Raw genomic sequence first — 13,795 nt, 5'->3', positions numbered from 1 at the left:
TGCGTCTGCTTGTTAAAACTTCATGTTTACGCTCATGGAATATTGCCGGGGCCGCGGCAGGCCGATCTGGCCCGTGTTGGCCACGGTTTCGGGGTCTACGCTGAGCTTGTTGCGCGACCACACCGCCAGGTTCATCACCTGCAGCGACACCATCAGGTCTTTGATCCGGTAGTTCCGGAACAACCTCCCCGGCGAGCCCTGCCAGCCGAGCTGCACTTCCTGCAGGCGAACGTTATCCCCGGGCATGATGCTGTTCGTAGCATATTGCGCCAGCAGCCTCCGCACCGAGCCGCCGTCTGCCGTTGCCGACATGGCCGGCACATCGGTAAAGGCTTCGTCGCCCGGTTTGCGCCAGCGGTCGCGGATCAGCGCGCTGTTATCCGCTTCCCGGGAAGGCACGGGGATATATTCCCGGATCACATGCCCGAAATTCAGCAGCAGCGTAGCTCTCGCGAAAAAGCCCTTGTAATCCCATTCCTGGATGAACCCGCCGGAATAAGGCGGCCGCGCCACACCGCTGTACACCAGCGCCGCGGCCAGGGTGGCCGAATCCGGCGTGGCGGTCTGCTGCCCTTTGGCATCGTAGATCGTGGGGCTCCCCGTTCCATCGAGCCCCGCCCAGCGGTAGCTCCAGATATTGTCTGTCGGGTACCCGTTCCTGTATGCGCTGAGGAAGCCCGGCGTGGAAGAAAAATATACCGGCGGCGCACTGCGCACCACGTTCCGGTTATATGCGCCGTTGAAGGTGATCGTATAATGGAAGCCCTCCGACTCTACCGCCCTGATCTTGAGGAACGCCTCCACACCCCGGTTCACCAATTCACTGTACGTTACCTTGGAAGCGAGGCCGGTAGCGGGGTCTGTGGGAATGGGCACGTTGTTGTTCAGGCCTGCCGTATTTTTCTGGTAATACCGCAGGTCGAGCATGAGCCGGTCGTTGAACATCCCCAATGTGGCATGCGCTTCGAGGTTGCGGACCTTCGGCGGCAAAAGCCCGAAATTGGTATTCACCGCCATCGAAAAACCGCCGTCCGCCAATGGGGCATTGGTTTCCGTCATCAGCTCCATCCCCTGGTAGGAGCTGATGTTTTGCAGGATGAAATCGGCAGACAGCTTGCTGACCGACCTGGCATGGAAATACGTTTCCCGGGCAATGTCGTAAGCGATCCGCAGGTTCGTCTGCGGCTGCCCGTCCAGCGAATAGCCATATCCGGCAATAAGCAGCAGCAAGCCCTCCCGCATTTTAAACCGGCCGTTGGCGCCTACGTAGTTCCGGGTCTGGCGGACCACTTTTTCGCCGTCGAGGTATTCGGTGCGCAGGGTATTGTAAGCCACATCGAGCAGGATGCGGTTTTCGTGCAGCCCGATCCGCAGCTTTTCATATATGTTGAGGGATTTTTGGCCGTTTTGCTGGGGCAGGTTGAACCCGCTCACCCAGATCCCGTAATTATTCCAGCTGCTTTGCAACACACGCGCCGCCTGGATCTGCGGCGGTAATCCGGGCAGCTCGAAACCGGTGGCGCCGGCGGAAACCACCAGGTCGCTGACCAGCTTCGGCAAGCGCAGGAATCCCATCCGGCGAAGCCGCCAGCCCGCTTCTCCGTTGTAGCTGGCCATGACGGTGTAGGGAGTGGCATGGCCGTAATTCTGGCCGAGCGTGGAATTGTAGCGCCCGTTCAGCAAAAAGGTGCTGTCGAACGCATATGAAAGCGCCGCATTCCAGTTCAAACCGCGCGTTTGCGTGGTATCGCCCGCATTGGGCACCAGTAACGTCGAAGGATATACCATTCTGCCGTACGTATCCTGCCAGTACGACCCGGGCAGGCTGTACAGATTAATGATGCCCGCCGTGGGGTCGGGGTCCGGCAAACGGACCGGGATGCCGCGTCCCGTTTGTGGATCGTAGCCGTATATGGTTTCGTAGGAAGGTCGTCGTCTTGCATCTGCAGCGCCGCCGCCGCCGATCGCCGCCATCACCGCATGTTTGCCGAAGGTCTTGTTGAATTGCAGGGCCGACCGGAGGTTCCACGCGTGTCCTTTCTGTTCGGATTTGCGCATGATGCCGCCGCGGGGCACGTAAAAATCGACGCCGGTGACGTTATTGAAATTATCGAATACCGGGCTGCCGTATTCGTTCACCAGTGCCCGAACGGCGCTCGACCCGGCGGCTTTCAGGTCTTCGGTGCGCGACCCGTTGAGGTCGAACTGGAAAGAATTGGACCATTTCAGGTAAGGCAGCAGGTCCCAGTCGGTGTTCAGGCGCGATTGCAGCGCCAGGTTGCGGGATTCGGTGCTGTTGATGCGCGCGTCTTCCAGCAAATTGACGCCAAAATCCTCATAGCCGTATTTTTTAATGGCGGCATTGGCGCCGGGGTGGAACGAGGAATAATCGTATACGTAGTTCCCCTCAGGATCGAGGAGCATTTGATAAGGCTGCAGCGAACGGAAGTCGGCATTCACCCCTCCGCGCGATCGGCCCTCGGAAGTGTTGACGTACCACTGTGCGCGTAGCTTGTTGCGAAGCAATATGAAATCGTTGAAAACGTTGAGGCTGAGCACACGGCTGCGGTCGCGCAGGGCCATGCTGCGGCCCGAATTGTAGCCGCCCGCCGCCCGGAACCTCCATCCGCCTGCGCCGCCGGCGAGCGTGAGCGTCTGGTTCTGGTTGAACTCGTCTTGCTGGAGGAGCCCCAGCTGGCTTTCGTTAGACAGCCGGCTGAGGGAATCCGCTCCCCTCCTGTAATCCTCGTCCGAAATCGTGCCCTGTTGCCATTGCTGCAACAAGCGCTCGGCGGCATTGAGATTGAAGGCCGTCATGGGATAATCTTTCCGGCCCAGCACCAAAAATCCGGAATCCGAAGCGGAACGCATATAGTCGATGATATCGGCCGACGAAGCCAGCCGCATTTTTTGCCGGTTCAGCTTCGGCGCCGGCGAGTAGTAATAGTTCGATGCATAGCTCAGCTCCAGCTTGCCGGCCGTGCCGCGTTTGCTGGTGATCATGATAATACCGCCCGCCGCCCTGGCGCCCCATTTGGCGAGCTCTTCCGGGTTTTTGATGATCTCTACCGACTGGATGTTGGCCATCGACAGCGTAGCAGGGAACCCTTCCTGCGGAAAGCCGTCCAACACCACCAGCATGCCCGACATATCGCCGTTAAACCCGCTCACGCCGCGGAGCTGCGGCACCAGGCCGTTATTGTTGACCGAAGTGCGGTAATTGAATTTGAATTTGCCTTTGAAGGAATTGATCCACGATTCGAACGTAGGATATCCCGCCGCAACGTAATAGCTTTTGTACTGGTTGTAGGAATCGCGCATGGCTTCTACCGTGGGGGTGCCCGAGCCGGCTACCACGGCGCCGTCGAAGTCGATGCTATAGAGCGTTTGCACGCTTTGCGAGGAATTCTGGAGTGTCAGGCCCGGGATGGTCCCCTGGAGCAGCTGCCCCAGGTTGAGGTGCGTGCGGTGCGTCATATCGATGGTGTCGGTGAACGGGATGCGCTTTTTGCTGAGGTTCACATCGTCCACCACTACCACGTTCATTTCTATGGGCATCACCCGCATCGTGATGCGGAACGGATGCGTTTCGCCGTTGAACCGGACCTCCTCGTTTTTATGCCCTACCGCCGTAAACTCCAGCCGGTCGCCCTTCTGCCCGCTCAATTCGAACACGCCGTTCGCATCGGTGAACGTGATCGTTTTGGGGCGATTGCCGCGGGGAACGAGCACCACCGTCACGCCCGGCTTCGCAAAACCGAGACTGTCCATGACGATGCCGTTGATCACGAGCTCCTCCCCCGACGGCGAATCGGGCACCTTGAGCTCACGCGTGGTGGCGGGGCTGGCAATTCTCCTGACTCCGATGTTCTTGCCGGAGACGATATAGGATAATGGTTGGTTAAGAAAACAAAAGCTGAGTACCAGATCGATCGGCTCGTCTCTCACCTGGATCGTTACCGGCAGGGTATTGTCCAGCAGGCCTTTCTCATAGAGGAAAACGTAGTCCGACTGTTTCTGTATTTGCTGAAAGATCTTTTTCAGCGATGCGTTCTTTTCGTTCAATGTGATTTTCTGCGCCATGGCGGCGGATCCCGACAGTATGCAGCACAGCAGCCACGCGAGGATGGCGCCGGTGCGGCGGGTGGATTTCTGGTTGATCCCGGGCACTACGCGCGCCGGCAACGAATAAACATTCATGGTTCTAGCGATTTTTGGGTTCATGACCGAATGACCTCCCAATTGAAATCATTGGAAGGGAAGGATTACCCAAATGCAGCACGGAGCCTCGCGAGCGCTTCCTGCCTTTTGTATGCCTTCCTGGTTGATAATACATTCACATGATGCAATAGCTTCCCCTCCGGCGTTGCGGACAATCCGTCCGGCAACACCGTAAAACCCCGTCTCATGTCACTTACGGTTTCACTATAATTTTCCGCCCTTTTATCCTGAGCTTTACATTTTCGAATTCCAATAGCCGCAGCAGCTCCTGCAGGCTCGAGTTGCGCGAGATCCCCCCTACGAAATGGCGGACCGGCATTTCTCCTTCGAATACCACTTCCACATCGTACCAGCGGGCTACCTGCCGCATGATGGTGGCGATGTCGGCGTTTTCGAATACGGTATACCCGTTCTTCCAGGCCACCACGTCTTCCACGTTTACGTCGTCAACGATGGTAAGGGCCTTTTCTTTTGCCACCCGCGCCTGCTGGCCGGGGGCCAGTACGGCCATGTAGCGGCCGGCCGTGATGCGCACGGCGCCTTCGAGCAGCGTTGTTCTCGCATCGGGCTCGTCGCTATACGCATTGATATTGAAATGCGTGCCCAATACGGTGATATGCATTTGGTTGACTTGTACTACAAATGGTTGCGCGGCGTTTTTCGCCACTTCGAAATACGCTTCGCCGGTGACGGACACCTTGCGGGTTTCGCCGTCGAAATACGTCGGGAAGGTGATGGACGATGCCGCGTTCAGCCAGACTTTCGTGCCGTCGGGCAATTGCAGCTTGTATTGTCCGCCCCGTTTGGTAAAGAGCGTGTGGTATTCCGGCGCGGCGGCTTTCCCCAGGTAGGAAATGGCGCCGCTGTCGGCGCTGACCTGCAGGCTTCCCTGTTGTACGATATTGCCCCGGGCACTGTCCAGCGTGATGCGTTGCCCGCTGGCCAGTTGCAGCACGGCATGGTTCCCGCCTGCGGGGATGTCCGTAACAATGGCCTGCGGCGCATCGGGCCGGGCATGGCGGCCATTGAGCAGCCAGGCAGCAGCCCCTGCGAGCAGGAGCAGTACCGCAGCCGCCGCCCACCAGGTGCGGTGGAGGCGCCTGATGCGCGGGGCTTGCCGTTCCGCGGGCTCCTGCTGCAGGATGGCGTCCAGGACGGGCTGCCACCTTTCGGGGGTGAAGGTGCCGTCTGCCCCGTCCTCGCGGAACGAAGGCGCCAGCAATGCGTACCAGTCTAAGTCCGGGCGCGCATCGATAATGTCCATGAGCTCCTGGCGCTCGGGGTCCGATGCACGGTCCTGGAGGTAAAGCTCCATCAATTGCTGTATGCGCTCGTCTGGTATCACGTTGATAATATTGTCCGGCAGATCCGGTCGAATTCAAAGTATAGACAATGCAAAATCCTTCCGGTACTCTTCCGGGGTTAAAATTTTTTCAAGTTTTTTTCTGCGGGGCCATGAAAGGGAAAAGGAAGGATTGACTGGAGCCCTGGTTGGAGCTTTTAACAATGCCGTCAATCGGCGGCGAGCTGCAGGAAAAACACGCCGGCGATGAGCAGCCCACGGTCTTTGAGGATGGATTCCTGGATGTGGCGCAGCGCTATCCGGAGCTGGTTTTTGACGGTGTTCTCCGAAATCTGGAGCGTTTCGGCGATCTCCTGGCGGGAAAGCCCTTTTTCGCGGCTCAGTTCATAAATCCTGCGGCGTTGTTCCGGCAGGGTTTCTACGGCTTTGTGGATAGACTGCTTCAGCTCCCTGATGGTGAACTGGTCTTCTGCGGAAGGCTCCTGGCCGGGAAGGTCCAGATAAGCGTCCTGCAAGGCGCCGGGCGCGGTTTTGTGCTGCTTGAGGGAATTGATGGCGAAGTTGGTAGCCATGCGGTAAATATAACCAGCCAGGTTACCGACTTCCGGGAGGCGCGAGCGATGGAGCCAGAGCTTGAGAAACACCTCCGCCACCACATCTTCCGCAGCGGTTTCGTCTTTTACTATTTTCAGGATAACGGGGTGGATAATGGCACCATAGTGATAGAACAGCCGCGAAAACGCTTCTTCGTCTCCCTCCGCGATCTGTTGTATGCATGTGGATTCCTCGTATGAATTAGTCCCCGCCACCTAGGTGTTGTTTGTAAGTTCGGCAGGCAATATAATCATTCAACCCAATAAATCCTCCATTCTTTTTTCTGCATGAACTACCCTGCAGAGAATATTCCACCGGCGCCCGGAGGTCCTTCCGGCCATAGGGACATACCGGTTTTTAAGCAAAAAATGCGGTACTTCGTTGTCAAATGTTTTACGTCGACCAATATGACAGATTTATCTCATACAAATAACCCTATTCAATACGTCACGAATTTCCTGGAACTGGTTGCTACCCCATTCAAGGGAGCGCTGAATGCCATTTGCTGGACACGCACCCTCCGGGGCGATTTCTTCGAAATCGTACAAAAAGTCGAACGAACAGGAAATATTACCGTGATCGAAACGGAAGAACTGCGTGCGCTTCAGTTAACCGAACAGGGATCCATTGCCCGGGACATCCTCCTGAACGACCTCCAACTGCTCGAAGCACATGGCGCATCGCCGGTCCTGAACCTCATCAGCCATTACGAACGGGATGATACTTTCCTTTTTTTCCCTACCGACGTCTATTCATTTCACGTCGACCGCTCCCCCATCGCCACCGATACGATGCTATGCACTTACTATGGCGAATCGAGTGAAATATTGCCGAACGAACAGGGTGAAAAGAAAGTTATGATCCCGGAAATACGTGCCGGACTCAAAAAATTATACCAGGGAACAGCAGAAGGTTTCGAACAATTCCTCAGCGATAATTTCTTCGATCTGCATTACCAGGCCAAACCCGACGCACAGATCATCAGCACGGGAATTGGCAACTTATGGAGATTGGCGGTAGACCATCCCGAAAGTCTGGTACCTCCCTGTCTTCACCGGGCGCCAAAAGAAAAACCGGGTGAGCCTAGATTGCTGTTGATCTGTTGAGCCGTATTTACGCATGAAGCAGGAAAACGATCTTCCACTCAACTCATACCTATGAAACAATTAGTTATAGTGCAAAAAATCATACGGACAACTTTAATATTGTCACTCTTTTTTTCCTGTAAGAATCCATCGATTGACAATACACAAAATCAATCTACAACCATTGTTCAAAAAATAAATAAAGACAGTCTTGTCAGCAAACTAAATGACAACCTGCAGTTTATCGGCGACAGTCTATTAAACGACAAGACATTATTCATCAAAGACCTAGTCAACAAATATCAACATGATACTTGCGGCTTCATTGCTTATGAAGACAGTATGCTAAAAACTGGATTTGAAGGCGTCAACATCATTGGTGATATAATTGGGAACAAACGTAACGACACCGTTTTCGTGCTGCCAACCTTTAATTATTGCGAAGACGGCGATTCCTATTACTTTTTTGACACCAGTTTACCAAGACTGTATACAGACTCGTATTGCTGCCACCCCGACAACTTATTTCCAATCGGGGACATCGACGAAGATGGCATATCGGAAATCTGTATATTTTATTCCAGCTGCGCAAGCCGATTCAAGTCACTTATTGCATACAGCCTGAAGAAGAAAACATGGAAAGAAATTGGCCGTTGTACTTTTGACATCAACTTTATGGAGCCTGATAAAGAAAAGCGAGTTAGAAAGAGGGATAAAGGAAAGTTTGAAATGCTTGAAATTGTTGACGAAGAAGAAAACAAAAAATGGATACAGTTTTCATTCTAGGCGACATTATTCATCAAAGGAAAATGGTGTTTCATGAAGGTGCTTTGCCTTAAGGTTTTGTTGTTTAGAGGGGGAGCAATATTAAGGATATCAAATATATAATCTTGATACCAGAAAATTGTTTGACTGGATTCGAACCTTATCTGAATATTCGACAAACACCTTATTAAGGTTTGAAAGGGAAGAAATAAGGGAATTTTGTTCTAAACAAGAAAACCCGCTCATAGGAGCGGGTTTTCTAGAAGAGTCGGGATGACAGGATTCGAACCTGCGGCCTCGTCGTCCCGAACGACGCGCGCTACCGGGCTGCGCTACATCCCGTACGGGGTCGCAAAACTACGTTATGGAAATTTAATTTCAAAATCAATTTTACAATTTTCTCCGGATCGCCTGCCAGCAAAGCGTTTGCCTACTTCCGCTTCCGCTGCACCAGGTACAGCCCCGCCACCACGAGCATCACGCCGGCGAAGGTATACACGCTCAAAGGCTCATGCATGAGCACCGCCGATATGGCAAATCCGAAAACCGGGCAGAGGAACAGCCAGAAAGAGGCATTGACGGGATTATCTTTCAGCAAAAACAGCCACAACAACACCGCCACTATCGAAACGGGGCCTACCAGCCAAAGCATAGACAGCAGCCAGACCATACTGAAATGATTCTGCATGGGATCGTACCAGCCGATCATAACGGGCAACAGGAAAATACCGCCGAAAAGCGTCTGCCAGCCATTGATGGTAAAAATGTGAAGATCGTGCCACTTCGATGCGGAAAAATACAGCGACCCGATCGAATAGGTTACCATACTCCCCAACACGAGCCCCAGCCCCAGGGGCGTAGCGTAGCTATCGGCCAGCAAAGGCCAGGCCGCCACCCCGATCCCTCCCAGGCAAAGCACCAGGCTCAGCACCGTCACCGGTTGCAGGGGCTTCCGCAGCCAGAAGGTGCTCATCAGGCTGATGAACACCGGGTTGGTGGCCGTTGCCAGCGCGCCCAGGCCTGCAGACACTTCCGTCATCCCCAGCACATAAATCCCCAGGTACAGCGAAACGTTGAACAATCCGTAAATCGCCACCTGCTTCCATTCCTTCCCCCGTGGCAGCCGTTTCTTCAGCAGCACGTGCGAAACGAACAACATGATAAACGCCGCCAGGAAAAAACGCGGCACAAACAGCACGAATGGCTGCACCGACCCTAACCCCAGCTTGGTAGCCGCAGCGGCGGATGCCCAGAGAAATGCGAACGTGACGCCCGCGAAAATGAGTTGAATACGACGGTTTTGCACAACGGGGTAAAACTAGAAAACGGAATGAGAAAAAAAACCGGTATTTTAGGAAGGATTACGATCTCCAAACCTTATGCGCAGCCTCCTTTTATCCCTGTTCATCCTGAGCTTCCTGCCATCGCAGGCCCAGCATAAAAAGCTCCGGCTCCCGCTATGGACCTTCCATCAATCCAACGTAAACATTTACGGCGTAGGGCTGGGCTGGTTCCCGATTTACGAAACCGTCAATACGACCACCAACGGCCTCCGGCTGGAAGTACCCGGGCCTGGCCTCTTCATCGCGTTCATCCCCCACGCGCCCTGGGATACGGCCTATGCAAGCGCCACACCCATCCCCGCCGACAGCCTGCCCGAAAAAGTAAACGGCATCAACCTCTCCGCCCTCGGCTCCATGACGTACCAGGTGAACGGCATTTCCCTCGGCCTCATTGGCCAGGTCAACACCCGCGCCAACGGCCTTTCCTTTTCGGCGATCAATGTCGTCGAAAAACATAATGGACTGCTACTGGGAATCGTTTCCATCACCAAAAACATGAGCGGAATACAACTGTCGCTCAATGCCGTTTCGGAGCAGGTCCGCGGCATCCAGATCGGGTTCATGACATCGAGCAAAAACACCCGCGGCCTACAGTTCGGCTTGTGGAACGTGAACGAAAAACGGAAAATGCCCATCGTCAACTGGAACTTCCGTTCCTGATCACAACGCGATTTCGGTATTTACACCCAACGTTTCCAGGAATGCTTCGTCGTGCGACACCACGATCAGCGTACCATCGTACCCGTTCATCGCCGCGGTGAGGATCTCCACGTTCTGCATGTCGAGGTTATTGGTAGGCTCGTCCAGCACGATCATGTCCGGCGCTTTGGTACCTATATTGAGCACGCACAGCAGCAGCCGCATCCTTTCCCCGCCGCTGAGCGCAGCCGAAGGTTTGTTCCAGTCTTCCGGCCCGAACAGGAACCGGTTCAGCCGGGTTTTCACTTCATGTTCTTCCAGCGCGCCGGGATTGTGCTTTTGCGCCTGTTCGTAAACGGTCAGGCTCCCGTCGAGATACGAATAATCCTGATCGATGTACACCGCCTGGAATCCGGCGCACACCATCTCTCCTTCCGAGGGCGATAACTGCCCCAGCAGCAGCCGGATCATCGTGGTTTTCCCGGAACCGTTGCCGCCGCGGATGGCCAGCCTGTCGCCGCTCCGCACCTGGAAGCTGTGCCCTTCCGGCCAGAGCGTTTTTTCCCCGAACCGTACGTTCAGGTGTTGCGCGTTGACGAGTATTTTCCCTTTGTGCAGGGCGGAATCGTCTACATTCAGTTTCATTTTGTCGATATCCGGCAGCTCCTTGCGCAGGCGGTCCACTTCCTCCGAAATGCTTCCCATTTTTTCGGCATGTGCCTTTTTCAGGCTGGCCGTGCTTTTTTCGGCGTTGTTGCGAAGGGTGTTGAGGGTGATGGTGGGAACGTTGGATTTGTCCTGCTTTTTCCTGCCACGCGCATCCAGCTTCTGTTTGCGCTCCATGGCCTCGCGCTCGGTTTCCCTGGCTTTGCGCAGGGCTTTTTCGCGGCTGCGGAGGTCCTGCTGCAGCGCGTCCTGCTCCAGCTCCTTCTGCGCCTTGTAGAAATCGAAATCGCCGCCGTACACGGTAATCCCTTTCTTCCCCAGTTCGTATACGACCGGCAACAGGCGCAGCAGGGAAGCATCGTGGCTCACGAGCACGAGGGCTTGCCGCCAGCCACCGATCAGATCGCGCAGCAGCGCGCGGCCCGCCGCGTCCAGGTGGTTGCCTGGCTCGTCGAGCAACAAGAATGCGGGCTGGTTGACGGCGATCCCGGCGAGGAAAACGCGTGTTTTTTGTCCACCGCTGAGCCCTTCCAGCTTCACATCCAGCCCGATGTTCCCAAGGCCCCAATGCGCGAGGGCTTCCTGGCACCGCTCTTCGATGGCCCAGTCGTCGTTCAGCGCCGCCATCAGATCGTCGGTCACATTTCCCGCCAGGATTTCGCGCAGGGCATGCAGGCGGTCGCCCGCACGGAGCGCCTCTCCCACCGTGAGATGATCGAACTGGCCGAAGTGCTGTGGAATGTAGTAGGGAGGCGCTTCCCGCCGGATGGACCCCGACAGGGGCTGCAATTCCCCGGCCATCAGCCGTAGCAAGGTAGACTTCCCGGCGCCGTTAGGGCCGATCAATGCAATTTTATCTCCACGGTCCACGGTAAAATGAAGCCCGGAAAACAATACGTCTTTATTGGGATGCGCGTAGGTAACGTCTTGAAACGCCAACATGATTTCTTTCTTTAACGGTGAAGAATAACGGCGGCCGATGAATATGGCCACGCAGTTACGGGTTAATTGCTAAAAGAAAGTAAATCTCACATGTTGGAAGAAATGAAGTTTAATGTGCCGCAAAAATACAAAATTCCCGGAATATGCAAACGCCAGTCGTCAATCCCACCACAAATACAACATACCTGTTTCCCGCATTTCCGCTGCCAGCGCGGCGATGCTGCCGGTGCCCTGGTCTACGACGTCCGGACAAAATTTATATACCATTTCCGCCATCGCATCCCAATCCGGCCGCGCGAGGAAGCGCGCTTCCAGCCAATCGTGCCCTGCTCCCACGATTTCGACCGGCGTTTCCGCATGCCACTTTTTCATGGCGGCAACGAGCGATTCGTTATCGATCCCATAGTTGATGGCATCCGTGCCTTTACAGCGCAGGATATCGAAAGTGTCCCCGGATTTCAGGATACCGATCTCGTCGGGCAAATGCCCGAAATTCTGTTCGGAAAGGAAGACGAGGTAACCTTGTCCTGCGAGCGCCGTCCGCAGCGCCTGTATAATCGCCCCTGCATCTTGCTGGTCGGCTTTGAACAGCAGCGCATCGGGCCGGTACACCTCGGTTACGACCGTGTTCCCCGGACCGGAAACGGTGCGCTCGGTCTCGAGGCGGCAAAGCTCCGCACGGGTGAACCTGCGGATGGTTTGCATCACGGAAGGCCCGAACCGGACGGCATTAGCCAGTTCGAGGTCATTGGCCGGCAGTACGGAAATGGCGGATGGAGCGCCAAAAAGCCGACGGAAAAAATCGTTGATACCCATTTTACGGTTACGCATTGCAGGTGGCTACATTCGCCTACCCATTTGATCACTTCTTTGCATTACTTATACTGCCGGTACCGGGCAGCTCGGCCCTGATCGCATACTTTTAAATCTATCTGTTGAGTGGTTTCCGCGGTTCGCAGGCGGGTCCTCGCATGGCACGTTGAATCGGTCAGGGATGTTTCAGCTAATCGGAATCATGGACAAATTACGCCTTTCCGGCGACATCCCACGAAAAAGGCTCCCGGCACGATGCCCGGAGCCTCTTTTCAGCTATTGGCCAGCGCCCGACGCCGGTTTCAGAAGTTGGATTCCACGATCAGCTGGGCTCTCGTGGCATCTACGAAATCCATGGGAATGATACCGTAACGCCCATACGTATTGGTGGTGAAATACGTGTTGATGCGCGGGTTGATGTTATTGGAAACCGTTGTGATACTGGGGATGCCGAAGATGAGGGATTTGTAGCCGCTCGTGAAATTGATGTACAGCGTGTTGCCGGTGCTCGCATTCGCTTCGTTGAACAAATTGGTGACGCCGGTCCATTTCGCGTTGTTGTCGGGCACCACATACTGGTCTTGCACCCGAAGGGTGGCATCGGGCGTGGTGCTCGTGAAAGTGGTGTTATCGGCCCAGTTGGTGGCGTCGATGCCTTTGGGGTGGAAGATGCCCCGAAGCGGCGCAGCAGCACGATCTTGTTGCGCACCGTTCCGAGATTGGGGACGGACGCGCCGAGGTACCAGCGCGAAGGATTGGCGGCCACATAGCTGTCGAACGTTTGCTCGAAGCTGCGCGTGTTGTTGGTGGGATCGTATTCCTCTTTCACGCACATGACGATCGTTTCGCCGGGGTGATTGTCGAGGAACGAAAGGCAGGCCGTCAGCACGTCGTTGAAGTTAAGGTTCTGGTAAATACTGCCGTGATGGATGGCGAAAGCGTCGCCGATGTGGCGGCAGCGGATGTCGAGGAAACGCACGCCGGCTTCCAGTTGTTCTGCGATGGTGAGGTTCTGGCATTTGGCGGTCCCGCCGACGGGCTCGAACCTGGCACCGGAATCGTGGGTACCGGGGATGGTGATACGGGCGATGCTGGTGTTGTCTGCCATACCGGTCATCCAGCTGTTCATTACGGCGAGGATGCCGACGGAATTTCCGGAATTGGCGCGGGTTTCGGGCCGGAGAAGGGGCCCGGCGGGCTGTGGGTCTTTGCCGCAGGCGGCGATGAAAATGGCGAAGGCCGCGGTAAAGGCGGCGTGCAAAAGGGTTTTGATGCTCATAACGTAATTGGGTTTTGAGAAGGGTTATCCTATCGCTGCTGTCGGGCCTGGTGCTGTATCTTGAAAATAAGCCGTATTTCCCAGCTAAAGTGCAACTATATCGTTTTAGCCAAAGAAATTAAGACAGGGGTCATATTGCCGGGCA

10 protein-coding genes, 1 tRNA gene and 1 pseudogene are annotated in these 13,795 nt (G+C 55.2%); 3 read left to right on the top strand and 9 right to left on the bottom strand.

What is annotated here, in order from left to right:
* Window positions 1-12: 12 nt before the first annotated feature.
* From WJU22_RS15220 to WJU22_RS15210, 3 genes are all read right to left on the bottom strand, one after another.
* A complete protein-coding gene (locus WJU22_RS15220; protein WP_341839038.1) occupies window positions 13-4,200 on the bottom strand; it encodes a TonB-dependent receptor plug domain-containing protein in 4,188 nt (1,395 codons plus the stop codon).
* Window positions 4,201-4,414: 214 nt separating this feature from the next.
* The gene (locus tag WJU22_RS15215; RefSeq protein ID WP_341839037.1) at window positions 4,415-5,566 is read right to left on the bottom strand and encodes a FecR family protein; all 1,152 of its coding nucleotides are present in this window, start codon (window positions 5,564-5,566) and stop codon (window positions 4,415-4,417) included.
* A 167-nt stretch (window positions 5,567-5,733) separates the two neighbouring features.
* A complete protein-coding gene (locus WJU22_RS15210) occupies window positions 5,734-6,333 on the bottom strand; it encodes an RNA polymerase sigma-70 factor (RefSeq protein ID WP_341839036.1) in 600 nt (199 codons plus the stop codon).
* Window positions 6,334-6,405: 72 nt separating this feature from the next.
* Between WJU22_RS15210 and WJU22_RS15205 the strand changes: the two genes are divergently transcribed.
* Together WJU22_RS15205 and WJU22_RS15200 are read left to right on the top strand one after the other, a co-directional pair.
* On the top strand, window positions 6,406-7,224 hold the full coding sequence (locus WJU22_RS15205; RefSeq protein WP_341839035.1) for a hypothetical protein: 819 nt from the start codon (window positions 6,406-6,408) through the stop codon (window positions 7,222-7,224).
* 51 nt (window positions 7,225-7,275) lie between these two features.
* A complete protein-coding gene (locus tag WJU22_RS15200; protein ID WP_341839034.1) occupies window positions 7,276-7,989 on the top strand; it encodes a hypothetical protein in 714 nt (237 codons plus the stop codon).
* 247 nt (window positions 7,990-8,236) lie between these two features.
* Here WJU22_RS15200 and WJU22_RS15195 read toward each other — a convergent pair.
* Together WJU22_RS15195 and WJU22_RS15190 are read right to left on the bottom strand one after the other, a co-directional pair.
* Window positions 8,237-8,310: transfer RNA gene (locus WJU22_RS15195), tRNA-Pro, on the bottom strand.
* Window positions 8,311-8,398: 88 nt separating this feature from the next.
* A complete protein-coding gene (locus WJU22_RS15190; RefSeq protein ID WP_341839033.1) occupies window positions 8,399-9,274 on the bottom strand; it encodes a DMT family transporter in 876 nt (291 codons plus the stop codon).
* Between the two features lie 73 nt (window positions 9,275-9,347).
* On the opposite strand from WJU22_RS15190, the gene WJU22_RS15185 reads away from it, so the two are divergent.
* Window positions 9,348-9,971 (top strand): hypothetical protein, encoded by a 624-nt coding sequence (locus WJU22_RS15185; protein WP_341839032.1) that lies wholly within the window; start codon window positions 9,348-9,350, stop codon window positions 9,969-9,971.
* On the opposite strand, the gene WJU22_RS15180 is transcribed toward WJU22_RS15185, so the two are convergent.
* The 4 genes and pseudogenes from WJU22_RS15180 to WJU22_RS27275 form a co-directional block, all read right to left on the bottom strand.
* A complete protein-coding gene (locus WJU22_RS15180; RefSeq protein WP_341839031.1) occupies window positions 9,972-11,558 on the bottom strand; it encodes an ABC-F family ATP-binding cassette domain-containing protein in 1,587 nt (528 codons plus the stop codon).
* Between the two features lie 159 nt (window positions 11,559-11,717).
* Window positions 11,718-12,389 carry a DUF4253 domain-containing protein gene (locus WJU22_RS15175; RefSeq protein ID WP_341839030.1) on the bottom strand — a complete coding sequence of 224 codons (672 nt, stop codon included), beginning with the start codon at window positions 12,387-12,389 and terminating at the stop codon, window positions 11,718-11,720.
* A 284-nt stretch (window positions 12,390-12,673) separates the two neighbouring features.
* Window positions 12,674-12,958 carry a hypothetical protein gene (locus WJU22_RS15170; protein WP_341839029.1) on the bottom strand — a complete coding sequence of 95 codons (285 nt, stop codon included), beginning with the start codon at window positions 12,956-12,958 and terminating at the stop codon, window positions 12,674-12,676.
* A gap of 152 nt (window positions 12,959-13,110) precedes the next feature.
* Window positions 13,111-13,479: pseudogene (locus WJU22_RS27275) on the bottom strand (phosphatidylinositol-specific phospholipase C domain-containing protein); the annotation flags it as partial.
* Window positions 13,480-13,795 lie beyond the last annotated feature (316 nt).

Origin of the sequence: Chitinophaga caseinilytica (genome assembly GCF_038396765.1) — a bacterium.
Taxonomy (GTDB): domain Bacteria; phylum Bacteroidota; class Bacteroidia; order Chitinophagales; family Chitinophagaceae; genus Chitinophaga; species Chitinophaga caseinilytica.
This window is presented reverse-complemented; position numbering and strand designations above follow the sequence as displayed.